The organism is Nocardioides sp. HDW12B, assembly GCF_011299595.1.
Taxonomy (GTDB): domain Bacteria; phylum Actinomycetota; class Actinomycetes; order Propionibacteriales; family Nocardioidaceae; genus Marmoricola_A.
Genome location: NZ_CP049867.1, coordinates 3,974,032 through 3,993,761, shown reverse-complemented (window position 1 = coordinate 3,993,761; position 19,730 = coordinate 3,974,032). Strand labels below are relative to the sequence as shown.

General features: G+C 72.4%; 15 protein-coding genes and 1 tRNA gene. 3 read left to right on the top strand and 13 right to left on the bottom strand.

All coding sequences use genetic code 11. The features are described 5' to 3' along the window. Position 1: 1 nt before the first annotated feature. A complete protein-coding gene (locus G7072_RS18690; protein WP_206063206.1) occupies positions 2–1,789 on the bottom strand; it encodes a wax ester/triacylglycerol synthase family O-acyltransferase in 1,788 nt (595 codons plus the stop codon). A gap of 106 nt (positions 1,790–1,895) precedes the next feature. On the opposite strand from G7072_RS18690, the gene G7072_RS18685 reads away from it, so the two are divergent. Next, entirely contained in the window at positions 1,896–3,842 is a 1,947-nt protein-coding gene (locus G7072_RS18685; RefSeq protein ID WP_166089067.1) for a PAS domain-containing protein, read from the top strand. 92 nt (positions 3,843–3,934) lie between these two features. Here the strand turns inward: G7072_RS18685 and G7072_RS18680 are convergent. The 6 genes from G7072_RS18680 to G7072_RS18655 all read right to left on the bottom strand — a co-directional run bounded on the left by G7072_RS18680 (position 3,935) and on the right by G7072_RS18655 (position 10,207). After that, positions 3,935–4,007, bottom strand: a tRNA-Arg gene (locus G7072_RS18680). An 80-nt stretch (positions 4,008–4,087) separates the two neighbouring features. Continuing rightward, entirely contained in the window at positions 4,088–5,689 is a 1,602-nt protein-coding gene (locus tag G7072_RS18675; RefSeq protein ID WP_166089065.1) for a heme peroxidase family protein, read from the bottom strand. Between the two features lie 93 nt (positions 5,690–5,782). After that, entirely contained in the window at positions 5,783–6,949 is a 1,167-nt protein-coding gene (locus G7072_RS18670; protein ID WP_166089063.1) for an acyl-CoA dehydrogenase family protein, read from the bottom strand. Between the two features lie 13 nt (positions 6,950–6,962). Then, entirely contained in the window at positions 6,963–8,120 is a 1,158-nt protein-coding gene (locus G7072_RS18665; protein ID WP_166089060.1) for an acyl-CoA dehydrogenase family protein, read from the bottom strand. 142 nt (positions 8,121–8,262) lie between these two features. Next, positions 8,263–9,357 carry an NAD(P)H-binding protein gene (locus G7072_RS18660; RefSeq protein ID WP_166089058.1) on the bottom strand — a complete coding sequence of 365 codons (1,095 nt, stop codon included), beginning with the start codon at positions 9,355–9,357 and terminating at the stop codon, positions 8,263–8,265. 220 nt (positions 9,358–9,577) lie between these two features. After that, positions 9,578–10,207, bottom strand: a complete 630-nt coding sequence (locus G7072_RS18655) for a hypothetical protein (RefSeq protein ID WP_166089056.1) — start codon at positions 10,205–10,207, stop codon at positions 9,578–9,580. A gap of 353 nt (positions 10,208–10,560) precedes the next feature. On the opposite strand from G7072_RS18655, the gene G7072_RS18650 reads away from it, so the two are divergent. Both G7072_RS18650 and G7072_RS18645 read left to right on the top strand, forming a co-directional pair. Next, positions 10,561–12,372 (top strand): phosphoenolpyruvate carboxykinase (GTP), encoded by a 1,812-nt coding sequence (locus G7072_RS18650; protein ID WP_166089054.1) that lies wholly within the window; start codon positions 10,561–10,563, stop codon positions 12,370–12,372. 202 nt (positions 12,373–12,574) lie between these two features. After that, positions 12,575–13,663, top strand: a complete 1,089-nt coding sequence (locus G7072_RS18645; protein WP_166089052.1) for a LuxR family transcriptional regulator — start codon at positions 12,575–12,577, stop codon at positions 13,661–13,663. Positions 13,664–13,885: 222 nt separating this feature from the next. Here the strand turns inward: G7072_RS18645 and G7072_RS18640 are convergent, their stop codons facing one another. The 6 genes from G7072_RS18640 to G7072_RS18615 form a co-directional block, all read right to left on the bottom strand. Continuing rightward, positions 13,886–14,029, bottom strand: coding sequence for a hypothetical protein (locus G7072_RS18640; RefSeq protein ID WP_166089050.1), 144 nt, complete (start codon positions 14,027–14,029; stop codon positions 13,886–13,888). A gap of 193 nt (positions 14,030–14,222) precedes the next feature. Then, positions 14,223–16,823, bottom strand: a complete 2,601-nt coding sequence (locus G7072_RS18635) for a CHAT domain-containing tetratricopeptide repeat protein (protein WP_166089048.1) — start codon at positions 16,821–16,823, stop codon at positions 14,223–14,225. Between the two features lie 55 nt (positions 16,824–16,878). Then, entirely contained in the window at positions 16,879–17,406 is a 528-nt protein-coding gene (locus G7072_RS18630) for a carboxypeptidase regulatory-like domain-containing protein (protein WP_166089046.1), read from the bottom strand. Continuing rightward, positions 17,406–17,555 carry a hypothetical protein gene (locus G7072_RS18625; protein WP_206063205.1) on the bottom strand — a complete coding sequence of 50 codons (150 nt, stop codon included), beginning with the start codon at positions 17,553–17,555 and terminating at the stop codon, positions 17,406–17,408. Before G7072_RS18625 ends, G7072_RS18630 begins: the two co-directional genes overlap by 1 nt. Further along, entirely contained in the window at positions 17,552–18,025 is a 474-nt protein-coding gene (locus G7072_RS18620) for a sigma-70 family RNA polymerase sigma factor (protein ID WP_166089043.1), read from the bottom strand. Before G7072_RS18620 ends, G7072_RS18625 begins: the two co-directional genes overlap by 4 nt. Continuing rightward, positions 18,022–19,641 carry a S8/S53 family peptidase gene (locus tag G7072_RS18615; RefSeq protein WP_166089041.1) on the bottom strand — a complete coding sequence of 540 codons (1,620 nt, stop codon included), beginning with the start codon at positions 19,639–19,641 and terminating at the stop codon, positions 18,022–18,024. The genes G7072_RS18620 and G7072_RS18615 overlap by 4 nt, the downstream gene beginning before the upstream one ends. Positions 19,642–19,730: the final 89 nt, after the last annotated feature.

The following is a 19,730-nucleotide window of genomic DNA, read 5'->3' as shown; positions in this document are numbered from 1 at the left end:
CTCACGAGGGAGCGGAGCCGGAGTTCGTGGCACTGGTCTTCTTCGCCGTGACCTTCTTGCCCGTGCCCTTGTTCGCCGTGGTCTTCGTGGCCGTGGCCTTCTTCGCGGTGTTCGTCGTGGCCGTGCCCTGCGCAGCGCTCTCCTTGGCCGTGCTCTTCTTGGCGGCGCTCTTCTTGGCCGTGCTCTTCTTCGCCGTGGCCTTCTTCGCGGCGCTCTTCTTGGCCGTGCTCTTCTTCGCGGCGCTCTTCTCGGCCGTGCTCTTCTTCGCGGGCTTCGCCAGCGCTGCGCGGGTCACCGACGACGGTCCGGATCCGGTCTTCTTCGGCGCCTGCGCCTGCGCCTCGGGCGAGCGAGCCCCCTCGCTGTCCGCTCCGCCCGGAAGCCCCAGACCTTCCTCCAGGGCGGTCAACGCCTCCCCGGTGTAGACGGCGAGCCGCTGCAGGTGCGGCACGGCCTCCCGGTCTCCGATGAAGCCGAAGTTCATCGTGCCGGCGTAGGTCTCCAGGGTGATGTTCAGCGCCATCCCGTGCGCCGGGATCGACACCGGGTAGACCGCCTCCAGCCGTGAGCCGCGCAGGTACAAGGTCTTCTTCGGACCCGGCACGTTCGACAGCACCAGGTTGAAGGTGGTCGGCAGCGGGTTCTTCACCCCGGCGATCGCGGAGACGGTCTGCGCCAGGCTGGGCGCGAGCAGGTAGCCGGAGTAGGCCAGGGCCGGCAGCTGTCCCAGTCCGGCCATCTGGCTCTTCGCCTGGCTGGTCGAGTCGATCACCGCCTCGAGCCGACGTACCGGGTCGTCGACGTCGGTGCCCATCGAGGCCATCAGCACGGCGACCTTGTTGCCGCCGCCCTCGTCGCCCTGCTCGCGGATGTTCACCGGCACGAAGGCCACCAACGGCTTCTCCGGCAGCGCGTCGAGCTCGGAGAGGTAGGTGCGGAGCCCACCGCCGCAGACCGCCATGACGACGTCGTTCAGCGTGCCTCCCGACGCCTCGGCGACGGCCTTGAAGCGGGAGGTGTCGAACTGCTGGGTGGCGAAGCGACGGGCGCGGCTGGTGCGCTGGTTCAGGATCGAGTCGGGCGCGCTCCACCCGCCCTTGAGGTTCTTGTGCTCCTCGCCCCGGCTGAGCTCGAGCTTCACGACGGCCTTGGCCACGCCGGCGGCGGAGCCGGCCGCACCGATCGCCCCCTTGGCCACACCGGTGGCGGTGCCGCTCACCGCGCGGACCAGCGACGCGGACTCCTTCGGCGGCTTCGACCGCTTGGGCGGGTCGAGGCTGAAGAAGAACTTGCCCTGGGCGTCCGGGTCCTCCGAGAGCGAGCGACCGAGCATCTTCACCGCAGTGAAGCCGTCCACGAGGGCGTGGTGCACCTTCGTGTACAGCGCGAACCGGCCGCCCTCGAGACCCTCGATGACGTGCAGCTCCCACGGCGGCCGGGTGAAGTCGAGCTGGTGGCTGTGCAGGCGTGAGACCAAGATGCCGAGCTCCCGCTCGTCACCCGGGCTCGCCAGCGCGGAGCGGCGTACGTGGTAGTCGAAGTCGAAGCTCTCGTCCTCGACCCACGACTGCAGCGGGTGGCGCAGCAGGAACGGGTGCGTCAGCTTCATGTTCCACGGCGACTTGACCGGCTCCTCGCGCGCTTCGTCGAGGACGTCGCGCAGGTACGTCGGTCCCGCGCCGGCCGGTGGCGTGAACGGCATCAGCGACGCCACGTGCATCATCGTCTCCGGCGTCTCGGTCCACAGGAACATCGCGTCCTGCGGCGGGACCCGCCTCTTTCTGCTCATGGGCTGATCCTGCCCCACGCGAGCGGTCTGCGGGCACGGACCGGTGGGCCGGGGCAGCAGCCCGACGGGACCGGACGCGACCGACTCCGGGGACTACCATCCCGGCATGGGGACCGAGGGCCGTGACGCCCCAGACATCGAACCCCTCGATGACGCGATCCGCTTCGTCCTCGAGGCCGCTGGTATCGGCTGGTGGCACCTGGACATGACGACGAACACCACCACCCGGTCCCTCCTCCACGACGAGGTGTTCGGCTACACCGAGATGCTGCCGTCCTGGAGCTACGACGACTACATCGCGCACGTCCACCCCGACGACCGGGCCATGGTGAAGGAGTCGTTCGCGACCGCCCTGGCCGGCGGCGAGGCCTACGCGGTCGACGTACGCGTGGTGTGGCCCGACGGGTCCGTGCACTGGCTCTTCACCCGCGGACGGTTCCTCCTGGACTCCGACGGCACCCCGCTGCGGGTCGCCGGGATGGTCACCGACATCACCGATCGCAAGCTGAAGCAGATCAGCGAAGCGGAGGGGAGGGCCACCGCCGCGGAGGCCCAGGCCGAGACGCTGGCACTCCTCGAGACGTTGTTGGAGTCGGCCCCCGTCGGCTTCGCGTTCATGGACCGGGACTACCGGTTCGCTCGGATCAACGACGCGCTGGCCGAGATGAACGGTCTGCCCGCCTCCGAGCACCTGGGACGTCTGGTCTCCGACGTCGTCCCGGAGCTGTGGCCGCAGCTGGAGGCGATCTACGAGGGCGTCCTCGGCGCGGGCGAGGCGGTCCGGGGCCTGGAGATCTCGGGAGTCACCGACGCGCAGCCCGGCGTCCAGCGCCACTGGGTCGTCAGCTTCTACCCGGTCCGGGCACAGCACGGTGGCGACGTGCTGGGCATCGGCGTCGTGGCCTCGGAGGTGACCGAGAGCGTGCAGCTCGAGGCCCACCTCCGCCAGTCGCAGAAGCTCGAGGCCGTCGGGCTGCTCGCCGGCGGCGTGGCTCACGACTTCGACAACGCCTTGGCGGCCATCGTCCTGACGGCGGAGCTGGCCCAGAGGAAGCCCGTCGTCGGGGACGTCGACAACCACCTCGACAGCATCCTCAAGGTGGCCCGATCGGCCAACCGGCTGACCCGCCAGCTGCTGTTGTTCAGTCGCCAGGAACCGACCAGGTCCACCGTCGTGGACGTCCTCTCGCGCATCGAGGAGGTCGTCGCGTTCCTGGGCGCCGGGCTCGGTGAGCACATCCGGGTCGAGCTCGACCTGCAGCCTGTTCCGTTCGTGCGGATGGATCCCGGTCAGCTCGACCAGATCCTGGTCAACCTCGCCATCAACGCCAGGGACGCGATGTCCGGCGGAGGCACCCTGTCGGTGGGCGCCAGGGACGCCGTCATCACCGACCCCCCGCTCGGGCTGCCGCCCGGCCGGTACGTCGACCTGCAGGTCGTCGACACGGGTCACGGCATGACCGAGGAGGTCCTCGAGCGGGCCTTCGAGCCGTTCTTCACCACCAAGTCCGCCCAGGGCGGGACCGGTCTCGGGCTGGCCACCGTCTACGGCATGGTCCAGAGCGCGCACGGCCACGTGAGCATCGAGTCGACCCTCGGGGAGGGCACCACCGTCCGCGTCCTGCTCCCGGAGACCCTCGAGCGCCCGGCCGAGCCCGCGGCGGTCGGAGCGCTGCCGTCAGGTCGGGGCCAGCGCGTGCTCGTCGTCGAGGACCAGGTGGACCTGCGCGGGAGCGTCGTCCGGGTGCTGACGGACGCCGGCTACCTCGTGACGAGCGGCAGCGCGGACGACGTCCTGGTCGACGACGGGCACGACGGCCCCCGCCGTCCCGACCTGCTGCTCACCGACGTCGTCATGCCGGGGGTGTCCGGCCCGAGGCTGGCCCACCTGCTGACCACGCGGTGGCCCGACCTCCGGGTGCTGTACATGTCGGGCTACACCGACGGGATGCTGGCCCACCACGGCGTGGACTCCGACACGGTCCGGCTCCTGCGCAAGCCCTTCGCCACGGAGGAGCTGCTCCGCGCGGTCGCGGACGCCCTGCGCGCGTGAGCTCGACGCCGGCCGGTCCGGGGCGCCGACCGCCCCGCCCCCCCGCACAGCAGGAGCCGCAGGTCAGTGACTGACCTGCGGCTCCTTGTCTGCGCACCCGTAGGGATTCGAACCCCAAACCTTCTGATCCGTAGTCAGATGCTCTATCCGTTGAGCTACGGGTGCCCGTCCGGCACGGCGACGAGCACCGCGGCGAACCTGCAGGAGTCTAACGGACCCTGCCGTGGCGCGCGAAATCGGCCGGGTCAGGCACCGCCCAAGGGGTTGAGCAGCGTCTTCTTGCCCTCGAAGGCGAAGAGCAGCAGGTCAGCCATGGTGAACCGGCCGGCGGTCCTGCCCAGCGTGGGGGTGAAGTCCGGGTCGCGCAGGATCGAGGTGGCACTGCCCTCGAGGGCCCGGTGGAACGTCTCCGCGACGATCCTGGCGCCGACGCCTGCGAGCCTGCCCTTGTTGAGCTCCGCCTCGCGGAGCACGTAGAACCACAGCGGCGTCCGCTCGGCGACGGCGTCGCGCTCGGCCGGCGTCAGGTCGCCGAGGTCGGCACCCCGGTCACCCTGCAGGATCTGGTCACGCGTCAGCGGGGTCACGTCGACGCCGCGGTCCTGCATCAGCGCCACCATCTGCTGCCCGCTGGCCAGCTTGAGCATCCGCCCGCGCACCAGGTTGCGGAAGGCGAGGTTGAACTGCTGCGGGGGCGCGCCGTCGTCGAAGCCGCCGAAGGTGCCCTCGGGCAGCACGTCGAGGGGGTTGGTCAGCCGGGTGTCGATGCGCATGGCGCGGTTCACGCCGTTGGGTCCGGTGAGGTCGGTGCGGTCGGCGTCGGTGAAGTCGTAGAGGCGTCGGAAGTCGGCGATCCAGTTGCTCGGCAGCTTGGCGCCGCCCCCGAGGTCACCGCCCGTCGCGGAGAAGAAGAAGAGCAGGTCGAGCGAGCCGCCGTTGACGGCGAAACGCCGGTTCCAGTCGTAGGTCGCGCGAATCATCGAGTGCCCGAACCTGAAGGCCGCGACCGAGAACTCGATCGGCATGGTCGGCATCTGCGTGCCAGGAGCAGCGACCTCGAAGACCTTGCGCCCGTTGACGAAGACGTCGTCCACCACCTTCTTCGCCGCGATGCGCGGCAGGTAGTCGTGGCGGACCGTCCACTGGTAGTGCTTGACCACCTGGCGACGGGCACGGGCGAACCGCACCGACTCCGGCACCGAGGCCGGCAGCTTGTCGAGCACCCGGTTGTGGAAGCGGATCATCGCCAGGTGCGTCTGGGCGACGGCGAGGTTCTCGTCGTTGCGGGAGTCGGGGATCACCGCCTGGCGGCGTACGGCGACGCCGCCCGACTTCCCGCGCGGCAGGTCGAAGCCCTCGCGGGCAGCGTCGGGCGGGGCCGCGAGCGTCCCGCCCACGGCGAGGTGCATGAGGTCGGGGGCGTAGAACTTCTGCGACTCGGGGTCGGCCGGACCGTTGCCGTAGACGGAGTCGAGGTCCAACACGGGCGAGCGGGCCAGCGTCAGCTCGGCGGGCGAGACCATGTCGCCGAGCGAGACGTCATCGGTCTTGTCGAAGGTGAGGTCGTGGTCGATGAACTGGCCGAGGTAGGTGTACCCGGCCGGGATGCCGCGGGCGTCGCCCATGACCCCACCCGGCGCGATCATGGCGGCGGCGAGTTTGCCCAGCACCGGCATCCCCAGCGGTCGCCCTCGCGGACCCATCCGGCTGAACCGGAAGGGCGCGTCCGCGTCGCTCAGCGCTGCGACGTCGCGGCGCCGGCCGGCCGGACGGCCCTCGCCACTGGTGGTGAGCAGCCCCTCCCCCAGGACGTAGAAGCTCTCGGACCCGTGTGCGTGGTGTGCCATGGACCGACGATCCCGCCACCGCCGAAGCGCACGTCAGGTCCGGAGGTCCCTTGACAGCACCGTGCCGACGTCAGCCCGCGGTCACGGCCAGTGTCAGGGCAGCGGGTCGACCTCGCCGTACGACGCGACGCGGCCGGCCAGGCGCGCGGTGTGCAGCCGCGCATCACCGAGCTGCGCCTCGAGGGCGCGGAGCCGGCTGAGCCGGTGCCCGACGGAGTACTCCGCGGTGACGCCGATGCCGCCGTGCAGCTGGATCGCCTCCTGCCCGACCCGCTTGCCGGCCGTCGCGACCTGGAGCGCGGCGCGCGAGGCCGCGACGGAGGCCTCCTCGGGCGAGCCGGCGTCGAGCACCATCGCGGCCCACAGCACCAGGCTGCGGGTGAGCTCGAGGTCGACGTACATGTCGGAGGCACGGAAGGTGAGCGCCTGGAACGTGTTGAGCGTCACGCCGAACTGCTTGCGCGAGGTCAGGTAGTCCCGGGTGGCGCTGAGCGCCTCGGAGATGAGCCCGAGCGCCTCGGCGGCCGCTGCCACGCGGGCCTGGTCGAGGACCCGCTCCACGACCGCCGTGGCGTCGGCACCTTCACCCAGGGCCTCCGCCGGGGTGCCGTCGAAGGTGATCAGGGCGGCGCGGCCGCCGTCGTGGGTGGGGTAGCCGGTGCGGGTCAGTCCGGCGGCGTCGGCGGCGACCGTGAAGAGCCCGGTGCCGGCCCCTCCTGAGCCCGTCGAAGGGCCGTCCGGGAGGGCGGCGGTGACGACGAGGACGTCCGCGTGCTCGCCCGAGACGACCGGCTCCTTGGTGCCGGTCAGCATCCAGCCGTCGCCCTCCTGCGAGGCCTTGGTGGCCGAGGCGGACGACGTGTAGCCGTGGCCGGGCTCGTCGTGGGCCCACGCCAGCAGCGACTCCCCGGCCGCCAGGGGCTCGAGCAGGGCCGCGCGCTGGGCGTCGGTCCCGGCGGCAGCGACCGCGCCGCCGGCCAGCACGACCGCGGTCAGGAACGGCTCCGGTGCGAGCACCCGGCCGAGCTCCTCGGCCACGATGCCGACCTCGAGGGGACCCGCCCCCATGCCGCCGTCGGCCTCGGCGAAGGGCAGCCCGAGGACGCCCATCTCGGCCAGCTGGCGCCAGACGTCGGGGTCGTAGGCACGCTCGCCCCGGGTCGCCGTACGCCTTTTCTCGAAGTCGCCGTAGGCCTTGGTCAGCAGCCCGCGGACGGCGTCACGCAGGGCCTGCTGCTCGTCGTCGTACTCGAAGTCCATGTCCGAATCCCTCTCAGAGTCCCAGGATCGTGCGGGCGATGATTTGGCGCTGGATCTCGTTGGAGCCGCCGTAGATCGAGGCCTTGCGGAGGTTGAGGTACGCCGGGGTGGCGACGCGAGCCCAGCCCGGTACGCCGCTGTCGTCGCCGGCGCCGGAGGCGAGCGAGCCGGGTCCGGCGAGCTCGACGACGAGGTCGCTGACCTCCTGCTGCAGCTCGGAGCCCTTGAGCTTGAGCACCGACGAGGCCGGGTGGGGCTTGCCGTCGGCGGAGTGGGCGACGACGCGGAGCGCGGTCAGCTCCAGCGCGAGCAGCTCGTTCTCGATTGCGGCGAAGCGGGCGGCCACCAACGGGTCGCGCAGCGTCTCCTCGCCGACCCACTCCTTGGCGTGGGCCAGGACGCGCTTGACCGCGCCGACCGGGGCGACGCCGACGCGCTCGTTGCCGAGGAGGAACTTGGCGATGTCCCAGCCCTGGTTCTCCGCGCCCACGAGGTTGGCCGCCGGCACGCGGACGTCGGTGAACCAGACCTCGTTGACCTCGTGGCCGCCGTCGATCAGCTCGATCGGGCGGACCTCGACGCCGGGGGTGGTCATGTCGATGAGCAGGAAGGAGATGCCGGCCTGCTTCTTCTCGGCCTCGGGGTTGGTGCGGACGAGGTTGAAGATCCAGTCGCCGTACTGCCCGAGCGTGGTCCAGGTCTTCTGACCGTTGACGACGTACTCGTCGCCGTCGCGGACCGCGGCGCACCGCAGCCCGGCGAGGTCGGAGCCGGCGTCCGGCTCGGAGAAGCCCTGCGACCACCAGATGTCGAGGTTCGCGGTCTGGGGCAGGAACGTCTCCTTCTGCTCCTGGGTGCCGTAGGCCGCGATGACCGGCCCGACCATGGAGGCGTTGAAGGCCAGCGGCAGCGGGACGCAGGCGCTCTGCATCTCCTCGTGCCAGATGTGGCGCTGCAACGGCGTCCAGTCCTGGCCACCCCACTCGACCGGCCAGCCGGGGACGGCGAGCCCGGCGGCGTTGAGGATCCGCTGGCTCTCCACGATCTGCTCCTTGGAGAGCTCCTCGCGGGCCGCGACGGTGTCGCGGATGCTCTGCGGGACCTGGGTGGTGAAGAAGGTGCGCATCTCCTCACGGAACGCGGCGTCCTCCGCGGACAGCTCGAGCCTCATCAGGTCTCCTCGTCGACGTGCCGGTGGGGCGTGCCCTCACCCTGCCCCATCCCCCCAAGGCGCACATTCCGTTCAAAAGAACGTTCAGAAGTCCCGACGCGAGGGCGTGAGGGGGTTCTGAACGTTCTATTGAACGAAAATGTCAGCCGAGGAGGCCCTTGAGGCGGGCCCGGAGGAAGTCGACGGTCCGCGTCTCGGAGTTGTGGGCCACGGCGCGGGCCACGGCGGGCAGCGGGAGGGTGACGCCGGCGAACCGCTCGGGCCACAGCCGCGGGCTGGTCCAGGTCGGGTCGCCGGGCTGGGCGTCGTACACCGAGCCGTCCTCGCTGAGCGCCCGGCGCATCGCCTCGGCCGCCGGGGTGGCGACACCCGGCAGGCCCCAGGCCCGGTCGGGGTCGCAGACCATGTCGTGGCGCAGGCTGGCCACCAGCGCCGAGACCGTGCGCGACGGCGCGGCGCAGAACAGCGGTGCGGTCAGCGAGACCAGCGGCACCGGCACGGGCGGCACCGGCAGGCGCAGCCGCCGCAGCCCGGCCTCCTGCGCGAAGAGCGCCAGCAGCTCGGGATAGGGCAGTACGTCGGGTCCGCCGACGTCGACCGCCCCGACCGGGTCGTCGTGGTCGAGCGCGTGGGCCAGCAGCTCGATGGTGTCGGCGACCGCGATCGGCTGGATCTGCGAGGTCAGCCACGACGGCACCGGCTGCACGAGCATGGTCGCCGCCAACTGCCGGATGATCTCGAAGGACGTCGATCCGGCCCCGAGCACGACGCCCGCCCGCAGCGAGGTGACCGACGCCCGGGAGCGCAGCAGCACCTCCTCGACCTCGAGACGGGACGACAGGTGGTGCGAGAGCTTGTCGTGCGGCAGGTCGGGCACCAGCCCGGAGAGGTAGACCAGCCGCGGCACCTCGGCGGCGTCGACGGCCTCGCGCATGATGTCGGCGGCCTGACGGTCGAGGTTCGAGAAGCCCGGCTTGTCGAGGGCGTGGATGAGGTAGCAGACGGCGTCGGCCCCCTTGACCGCCGCGGCGACGTCGCCGGCGTCGAGGGCGTCCATGACGGCCCACTCCACGTCGTCGGCCCACGGCACCACCGCGCCGCTGGGGTCCGAGGATGCGGTCGCCACCACCTCGTGGCCCTGACGCAGCAGCTCGGGCACCAGCCGGGAGCCGATGTAGCCGCGGGCGCCGGTGACGACGATCCGCTTCGGGGATGGGGGCGTCGTCTGGGTGGGCATGTCCTGAACGTACCCAGCGCCACGAACCCCGATCACCGTCACGGAGAGGCGCGCGTCACCACGCCCCGCACCGGCGGCGCGGGTTGCGCGGGACGGGCACGGCGCCTACGTCGGCGGGTGCCCATCAGGCACGACCGGTGCGTGGGACGAGCACGGCGCCCGCCTCGGCGGGAGTGCTCGCCCCACGCACCGGGAGGAGACCGCTCCCCCGAGGGCGGTCTCAGCCCAGGGTGAGCTCGGCGGCGAAGTCGCAGACGCCCTTGCCGGGGTTGCCGGCCCCGACCAGCAGCACTCCGTCGACGAACTCGTCGTCGGTGGGGTCCGCCGTGCCCTTCGAGTCCAGCACCGTCCGGTAGCGCTCGACCCCGACCTGCACCCCGGCCCGGGTGCCGTCCGGGGCGTAGAAGGTGGTGCGGCTCTGGGCGGCCGTGAGCACGGCGTACTGCCCGCCCTCGAGACGCTCGACCAGGGCACTGTCCTTGTCCTGGCCCTCGCGGACCCCGGTGAAGCTGATGCCGGTCGTGGTGTTGGTCCACGTCAGCCGGTCGACGTACCTCAGCTCGAGGAAGGTCTCGATGCTTCCGGCCGCCTTGGTCTTGAGCCGGAAGGTCTGCTCCCCGCTGACCGACCGGCTCAGCGTGAACGCGGTCCCGTCGGGCGCCGTGCACGCCAGGTCCGGCGGCGTGACGGCGAAGGTCTCGACCACGTCCACGACGATCGCCGCCTGCGCGGCGCCCGCCGTCCCGACGCTCACCGCGGCGGCCGCCGCCACCGCCGTGACCGCCCCCGTCGCCGTCCGGGCCGTCCTGCCCCACGCCCTCGTCGTGCCCCTCGTCCCGCGTGCCGTCATGACCTCTCCTCTCCTCGGCCCGCGTCGCGGGCGGTCGAGGTTCCTACGCACGGCGGGGCCCGAAGGTTGCATCGACCTGGAGATGCACCCGAGGGACCAGCGGGGCAACGGGAAACGTGGCGCATCACACCCCTGAGGAGGGGGTCGGGCAGCGCGGCGCGCATGTTGGAACGGTCCAATGGATAGCGCGGGGACGCGACGGTACTTTTCGACCAACCTGCCGGTCGCCCTCGCTGCGAGTCGGCCGCGGGCCGCAACGGTGCGGGAATGGCGACACTCATCCGTGGGGTCACCCACGCTCATCCGGGACCGCAGCTGACCCGGATGGGGGAACTGCGCGAAGGGGACGGTAGATGACTACCGAGACGACCGAACGACCGACCACCCACGAGGGCATCCTGCGCTGGGTCGAGGAGATCGCCGAGCTCACCACCCCGGACCGGGTGCACTGGTGCACCGGCTCCGACGAGGAGTGGACCGAGCTGACCGACTTCCTGGTCAGCACCGGCACCTTCACCCGCCTCAACGAGGAGAAGAAGCCCAACTCCTTCTACGCCGCCTCCGACCCCACCGACGTGGCCCGGGTCGAGGACCGCACCTACATCTGCTCGGTCGACGAGAAGGACTGCGGGCCCACCAACAACTGGATGGACCCGGGCGAGATGAAGGCCCTCATGACCGACCTCTACCGGGGCTGCATGAAGGGCCGCACGATGTACGTCGTGCCCTTCTGCATGGGTCACCTCGACGCCGACAGCCCCATGTTCGGCGTGGAGATCACCGACTCGGCGTACGTCGTGGCGAGCATGCGCGTCATGGCCCGCATGGGCTCCGACGTGCTGGCGAAGATGGAGGAGACCCAGGCCTCCTACGTGCCCGCCCTGCACTCGGTCGGCATGCCGCTCGAGCCCGGCCAGGACGACGTGAAGTGGCCCTGCAACGACACGAAGTACATCGTGCAGTTCCCCGACGAGCGCATGATCTGGTCCTTCGGCTCCGGCTACGGCGGCAACGCCCTGCTGGGCAAGAAGTGCTACGCCCTGCGCATCGCCAGCGTCATGGCCCGCGACGAGGGCTGGATGGCCGAGCACATGCTCATCCTCAAGCTCACCAGCCCCGAGGGCGTCAAGAAGTACATCGCGGCCGCCTTCCCCAGCGCCTGCGGCAAGACCAACCTCGCCATGCTGGCCCCCACCATCGAGGGCTGGAAGGTCGAGACCCTCGGCGACGACATCGCGTGGATGCGCATCGGTGACGACGGTCGCCTGTACGCCGTCAACCCCGAGTTCGGCCTGTTCGGCGTGGCCCCCGGCACCAACGAGCACACCAACCCCAACGCGATGCGCACCATCAACCAGGGCAACTCGGTGTTCACCAACGTCGCGCTCACCGACGACGGCGACATCTGGTGGGAGGGCATGGAGGGCACGCCCGACCACGCCACCTCCTGGAAGGGCGAGGACTGGACGCCGGACTCCGAGGAGCTGTCCAGCCACCCGAACAGCCGCTACTGCACGCCGATCAAGCAGTGCCCGATCCTCGCCGACGAGTACGACGACCCGAACGGCGTCCCGATCGACGCGATCCTGTTCGGCGGGCGCCGCAAGACCACCGTCCCGCTGGTGACCGAGGCCCGCGACTGGACCCACGGCACGTTCATGGGCGCCACCCTGTCGTCGGAGACGACCGCCGCCGCCACCGGCGCGGTCGGCGTCGTGCGCCGCGACCCGATGGCGATGCTGCCGTTCATCGGCTACAACGCCGGCGACTACTTCAACCACTGGATCACGATGGGCAAGGAGAACGACGCCTCGAAGATGCCGCGCATCTTCTACGTCAACTGGTTCCGTCGTGACGCCGACGGCGGCTTCCTCTGGCCGGGCTTCGGCGAGAACAGCCGCGTCCTCAAGTGGGTCGTGGAGCGCATCGACGGCCAGGCCGAGGCGGTCGAGACCCCCATCGGCCACGTCCCCACCCCGGAGTCGCTCGACACCGCGGGCCTCGACATGAGCGAGGCCGACCTCGCCGAGGCGCTCCGCGTCGACGTCGAGGAGTGGAAGGCCGAGATCCCGCAGATCACCGAGTGGTTCGAGAAGTTCGGCGACAACCTGCCGGCCACGCTGTGGACCGAGCTGGACGGCCTGAAGGCCCGCCTCGGCGCCTGACGCCACCCGCGCTCGCCGTACCGCGCGCCACCTGCACGACCCGCACGACCCACGGACGTCATGGGAACTGACCGCTCACGCGACCAGGACCCATGACGTCCGTCGTGATTTTCGGGGGCAGCGAGGGTGGCGGCAACGGAGCGAGGCGACGGGTTGAGGCGAAATGTCCGGTCCGGGGTCGGGATCCGGCATCATGGGGCCCATGTCTGCGGCGTCCGAGGCGGGAGGCCCCTCCCCCAGCGCGGGCCCCGGCGTGGGCCCCGCAGCCGGCCCCGTCGCCGGTCCCGACGTCGCGCCCGCCTTGCGGGTGCCCTCGCGCGCCGACCACGAGGTGGTGCGCGAGCTGGGCGCCGAGGTCTACGAGGTCGCCGTCACGCAGGGCTGGATCGACGCCGCCGACCGAGACTTCCTCCCGGGCTCGACACGACGCAGCGCTCTGCTGCTGCTGGTCGACCTCGGTCTGCTGACCTTCGACTCCCAGGCGGAGCGCTACCACCCCGTCGACCCGAGCGCGGCCAGCGACCTGCTCGTGGCACCCCTGGCCCAGCACGCGTCCGAGCTGATCGCGGAGTCGGCGCGCTGGAACAGCACCTTCGAGGAGCTGGCCTCGCTCTACCGCAGCTCCCCGATCAACCTCAAGCGCGCGAGCACCGAGATCCGCGGCATCGACGCCATCAACCGCTTCATCGACACGCAGGTCACCAACCTGCGCGTCGAGATGCTCACCGCGCAGCCCTACGGCCGCCGGCCCGCGGTGACGCTGGCCGAGGCGGAGCCGCGTGACATGCAGGCCCTGCGGCGCGGGGTCTCGATCCGCACCATCTACCAGCACTCCGCGCGCCAGTCGGCTGCCACCCGGGAGTACGTCGCCGAGGTCTCGTCCCTCGGCGCCGAGGTGCGGACCTCCGACGAGTTCTTCAAGCGGATGCTGGTCTTCGACCGTCACACCGCCCTCATTCCCGCCACGGAGAGCCACGAGGTCGCGGTGGCCATCCACGAGAAGTCGATCCTGGCCTTCCTGCTCGACCTCTTCGACCGGGCCTGGGAGCGCGCGATGCCCTTCACGGTCGACACCATGGCCGCCGCGCGCAACGTCGCTGCAGAAGTACGCAGCATGACCCTGCGGATGCTGGTGGAGGGCCACAGCGACGCGGCCAGCGCCAAGCGCCTGGGCGTCAGCGTGCGCACCTACGCGTCGTACATCTCCATGCTCAAGGAGGAGTACGGCGTCGAGACGCGCTTCCAGCTGGGGTGGGCGATGTCCCGCTCGGCCGCACCGGCGAGCGACTGACCCGTCCCGTCCGGGACCCGGCGCGATCCGGCCCGTGCGGGCGACCCCAAAACGCCGAGAGAGGCAGCAACCTGAAGGTTGCTGCCTCTCTCGAACGACTGAGACAGGCCGGGGTGGGCTGTGTCCGACATTCGGGGGGCGACGTCGGATCCGTCTCACTCTCAGGTCGCTGAAGGGGTGGGGTGGGGTGGGGGTGTCAGCGACCCGGATCGGGGTGGTGCGTCAGGGGCGGTTCCAGCCGCTGTCCCGCTTGACCGAGATGGAGTCGTCGGGCTTGGCGTCGGCGGCGGACACCGAGGTGACCATGCTCAGCGAGAGAGCGGCGACGCAGGCGGCGAACCATTTCGAAGCGGTGCGGTTGTTCATGGGGGGTCCTTCGATCTGTGGGTGCGTGAGGCTGTCGGCCTGCATCTATTCTGGCCACGCCGAGAGGCTGCGAGCCACTGAACAGCGACGCGTGAAAATGCATTGCAAGATCGTGCAGAAGTGGACCAAAAGCCCACGCGCGACACCCGGACGTGCTAGTCCGGACCGGAGAAGGGTCGTCCGGGCCCGGAAGTCACCAGGCCGCGCCGTAGCTGACGAACGCAGCCGGTGAGCGACGGTCCAGACTCTCACGTTGAGCCTCCGCAAGCGAGGTGGACACGTCTTTTCCTTGGGCCAGCCGCGCGTGCAGGTCGGCCATCACCCCCGCGCTCACCTCGTCGTTCACCCGCGCCACAGCCGCCACGACGCTCCGCGACCCCAGGTGCAGCAGCACCTGGGCCAGCCCCAGCATCTCCTCCCCGGGACGCGTGGTGGCGAGCCCGGCGTCGCACGCAGAGAGCACGACACAGCCCGCGAGCCCGGCCCCGGGGTCGATCTCGTGGGCGTAGAGCGACCCGTCGTGGAGCCGGACCGACGAGAACAGCGGGCTGTCGGAGCGGTGCCGGCCGTGTGCACTGACGTGCACCAGGTCGCCCTCGACGAGGGCCTGGCGCACGCGCTGCGACGTCGCGTCGGGGCCGAGCAGCGCCCGGGAGCCCTCCCAGCGGCCCACCACCTCCGCGACCTCGGCCTCGGCGAGGCGGAGCCCGGGCCCGGCCACGGCGACCACCCGTGGCCGGGAGGGACGTCGGCCCTCCCGGGCGCGCAGCCACGCCGCCGCGCTCGGGGTCACCGAGGTCGCCGTACCCGTGCGGCTGGGGAGCAGCCCCCACGGCAGCAGCATGAGGTCGCCGCTGCAGGAGAGGACCAGGCGGCGCCCGGTCAGGTCGAGGGGTGCGAGCAGCAGCGCGTCGAGACGGGCCAGGCCGGCGGCCAGGCTGTCGTGGACCGCACGGGCCAGGAGCGGGGGCAGCGCGGGGGAGGCGGCGGCGTCCAGGTCGGCCCGCACGCGCGCGACCAGGGCAGCCACCTCCGCCACGGGGCCCAGGCGCGTCAGCACCGCCCGACGGCCGTCGAGGTGGACGGCGACCCAGCTGCTGCGGTGCCGGGCGAAGCTGACCACGACCGAGCCGTCGGCCTCGGCGGCCGCGGCCAGCCGCCGCACCCGCGGAGGGGCGTCGGCGGCTCCCTGGCCTCCCTCCAGCTCCCAGGCACGCCCGCGGATCTCGTGCTGCAGCCGGGCCGCCTCGCGACGCAGCCCTCGCGCCGTCTCGAGCCCCGTCGGATCACCCTCGAGGGAGCGCGCCTCCTCGTCCACGGCGCGCAGGCGGGCCACCAGCGCGGCGGTCGCCGGGTCGCCGGGTGGGCGCACCTGCGGCAGCCGGGTCGACACCGCGCGGGCACGCTCGACGAAGGTCAGCACCTCCGCCGCGGAGCCGTCGCGCAGCACCAGCTCGAGGCCGAGCCGCGCCAGGGCCGACCCGTGCACGGCGCTGGCGGTCCGCAGGTCGAGCGAGCCGAACGTCTGCTGGTAGCCACCGAGCTCGGCCAGTCCCCGCCGCACCTCGACCTTCGCCCGCCGGCGGTCCCCTCCGATCTCGGCCGCCAGCGACCGCACCTCGCGGGTGAGCAGACGGACGACCAGGGGATCGCGCCGGCGCAGCGGTGCGGGCCGTGCGCCCGCGAGGGCAGGCCCTCCCCCGGCGCGACCCGACAGCTGGGCCCGCAGGGAGGCCTCCCGCGAGATGAGGACGGCCTGCCGCGCGAGGTCGCGGCGACCCTCGACCCGGCACCGGTCCGCGAAGGTCTGCGCCGCCACCGCCAACCGGCGCAGCGCCGCCCGGCGCGCCGGCTCCGAGGCCCCCTGGGCGGTGCGCGCCTCGATGGCCGAGCGCCGGCACCGCAGCAGGAGCAGCTCCGCGCGACGCTGCCAGGTCCGGTTCCCCCGACGGACGAAGCGGCCCCGCGCCGAGCGGGCGAGGTCGCGGGCGGCGGCCAGGTCCCCGGTGAGGAGCAGGCACTCCGCTCGCACCAGCTCGGTCTCGCCCAGGTCCTGCCCCAGCCCGGCGTGCCGGAAGTCCTCGGCGACCTCCTCCAGGAGCTCGTCGGCCTCCGTCAGCAGGCCCGCCTCGCGGAGCACCCGGGCCCGGTCCAGCCGCGCGATCGGGTGCTGCGCCGCCGCCTCGCCCATCAGGGTCAGCGCGCGTGGCAGCCGCCCAAGGCGGAACTCCGTCCACCCGAGGTTGTGCCGTGCCGTCGAGACCCCCACCTCGTCCCCCGTGCGCTCGGCGATCGCCAGGCAGGCCTCGAAGTCCAGGCGCGCGGCGTCGAGATCCCCCCGCTCGAGGTGCAGCACGCCCCGGTTGACCAGGATCGTCTCCTGGTCCTTGGCGTCGGCCCCCTCGAGCATGCCGGCCGCCCGGTCCAGGGCGGTCAGGGCCTCCTCGTTGCGTCCGTTGCGCAGCAGCAGGAGGCCCAGCTGACCACGGAGGGCGACGAGCAGCCGGTCGCGGCCGGCGCCCTCGTCGACGGCGCCCGCCACCGACTCGGCGCGGTCCAGCAGCGCGGTCGCGCGCCCGAGGTCGCCGCTGACCTCGAACGACGCCGACGCGAGGCTGACGAGCACCTGCGCCAGCAGCAGCTGGCGCTCGGAGCCGGACGGGACCTCGCGCTCGAGGCGGGCCCGCAGCTCACCGAGCGCAGCGAGGGAGTCGGCGGGGCGTCCGTGCTGGAACAGCTCGCGGGCGGCGTCGACCTCGGCCCGGAGCGTCTCGAGCAGCGCAGACCCGCCCACCGGCCGCACTCTACTGCTCACCCGTTCCCGGTCGCCGGGCGCCGGGGACCCGGGTTCAGAGCTGGAACAACGGGGTGACGACGGTGCCGTCGGGGTCGTCGTCCGGGTGGATGGTGAGCTGTGCGAACCCCTCGGGAACGCCCTCCAGGACGAACCGTCCGGAGGCGTCGGCGTGGACCTCCTGCGTGCCCTCCTGCATGCGGAGCACGACGCGCGCGGCACGCGCCGGGGCGATCCACCCGTCGAGGCGCACCTCGTCGGGGCCGGCCCGCGACACGGTCACCATGGCGGTCAGCCGCTTGGCCGAGAACGTCAGCGTCTCGGTGCGCATGCCGGCGGCCGGGTCGCTTCGCACGGCGAGCGCGTCGTCGGGCACCCGCGTGATGGCGGCCACCTCGGCGTACACCTCGTCGAGCGCCAGCGAGAACGAGACCCGCTCGACGAGGTCCTCGGGCACGGGGTCGACGGTCTCCAGCAGCGCCGCCACCTCGGTGAGCAGCGCCAGGTCGGTCTCGTCCAGGGGTTCGGCGGCGGCACGGGTCAGCTCGGGGCTGAGGCCCGAGGCGAAGTCGTCGTCGGTCATCACCGTTCTCCCTCCCATCGTGGGTCGTGTGCGAGCAGGTCCTTGAGCTTGGCCAGGCAGCGGCCGCGGGTCGGGCCGATCGAGCCCACCGGCATGCCCAGCGACTCGGCCAGGTGGGCGTAGTCGGGACGGTCGGCGAAGGCGATCACCCCGACGAGCTGACGGCAGCGTTCGGGCAGGGCCTGCACGTGCTCCCACAGCATCCGCTGCCGGTCGTCGGCGAAGACCTGGTCGTCCGGCGTGGGGCCGGGGGCAGGTCCATGACCTCCTCGGCGTCGACCCCGAAGACCGCGGCCGTGTGCTGGCCGTCGGTGCGGGTGCGCCGCGACACCCGCCAGGCCTCCCGGCGGGTCGAGGTCAGCACCCACTTGACCACGGTCCGGTCCTCGCGGATGGTGTCGGCGCTGCGCAGCAGCACCATCCAGACCGTCTGCACGACGTCCTCGGCCGTGGTGGGGTCGAGCCCGGCGCCGCGCGCCGTGCGCCACATCAGCGGGGTGAGCACGCCGACCAGGTCGTCGAAGGCCTCGCGCTCCCCGGTCCGGAACCGGGTGAACGCCGAGGTCGCCCGGCCGACGAGCGTCTCGTCGCCGGGGCGTGCCTCCACGGCCGGGGTCACGATCCCGCCCCGGTGGAGGAGCCGTCGGAGCCCGACTCGGCGCCCGCCTCGGGCTCCGGGTCCCGACGGCCCGGCATCCCGTCGAGCACCTCCCGCATCCGCTCCACCCGCTTCGCGAGCTCGGGCTCGCGGTCCGTGGCGTCCCAGGCCGCCGCGAGCTGGCCGGCGAACACCGGCGCCGCGAAGGAGGTGCCGCTCCAGACCCCGAAGCCCGAGCTGAAGTCGTCGGGGTCGAGGGCGGCCCTCGTCTCCCCGCGGGCGTTGGTCACCACGTGCGAGGGCTCGAGCGCGGCGTCGTACGTCGTCGGCATGGTGCTGACCAGGGCGGCACCGGGGCGCAGGAAGCGCACCCAGGGGCCGTCGTTGCTGAAGAGCGCCACGGTGCTGTCGGGGTTGAGCGCCCCGACCGCGGTCACCGGCACGCGGTCGGCACGGTCGGCGACGCGTCCGCCCGGGTACGGCGCGAGCGCCGCCGGGTAGATCGGGCGGCTCGAGGCGTCGTTGCCGGCCGAGACGACCACCGCGACGCCGTACGTCCCGAGCAGCTCCAGTGGCCCGGCGAGCAGGGCGTCGAAGGCGGCGTCGCCCGGCAGCTCGTGGTAGTAGCCCAGCGACATCGTGAGCACGTCGACGGGGGCGAGACCCTCGGCGCCGGACACCGCCAGCACCTGGCGGAGCGCCAGCAGCTGCAGGCTGCGCAGCAGCTCGGCCTCGGTGACCATCCCGCTCCCGCCGTAGAGGCGTACGTCGAGCAGGTGGGCGTCCGGGCAGGCCTGGTGCACGAGCCCGGCGATGAAGGTCCCGTGCCCCGAGTCCGGCTCGAGCTCGCCCAGCAGCGCGTCCGACGTGCCGCGACGGCGCTCCTCGGGGTCGGCGGGGCCGAGGCCGATGACGGTGTCGAGTACCTCGGGGTCGCGCGTGACGACGTCGGGTCCGAGCCAGGGGTGCTCGCCCACGCCGGTGTCGAGGATGGCGACGACCGGACGCGGCTTGCGGCGCCGGACCGACCGCGCCGGGCGCGGGCCGGTCCAGCTCACGGGCTGCCGTCCGCCCCACCCCGGGACCGTGTAGGCCTCCACGCCGGCGTCCGCCGCCGACTCCTGCGGGTGCCCCCGCGTGATCGGGTGACCGAGCGTGATCGGGTGGCCCCGGGTGATCGGGTGGCCCCGGGTGATCGGGTGACCGCGGGTGATCGGGTGGCCCCGTGTGATGGGGCTCGCCAGGACGGGGTGCTCGAGCGCGACGTCGGCCAGCCGGTCGCTCTCGCCGGCGACGCGGGCGCGGTAGCTCTGCAGCAGGCGCCAGATGTCGATCGGGCGGTGGACGCCACGACCGTCCGGAGCGGGCCGGAGCCACACCCGCCGGGTCCAGACGGCGACGAGGTCCGCCCGCTGGTCGCGCAGCCGGGGGTCGTCGAGGAGGGCGAGGTCGGCGACTCCCTGGGGGTCGTGCTCGACGACGAAGCCGGCCTCCGCGGCTGCTTCGTCGAGGGCCTCGAGGGTCCGTGGGTGCTCACCGCGCACCAGCAGGCTGTCGGCGACGTACGCCGTCGGCTGCGGCTCGGCGTGGCCGCGCAGCTGGTAGGCGCTCTGGGGGTCGAGCAGACGGAGGTTCACCGCGCTCGCTCCTGCCGGCTCCGGTGCCGCTGCGGGGGTTCCACCCGGCACTGCCTGGTCACCACTCATCGCCCGTTCCTCCTCCGTCG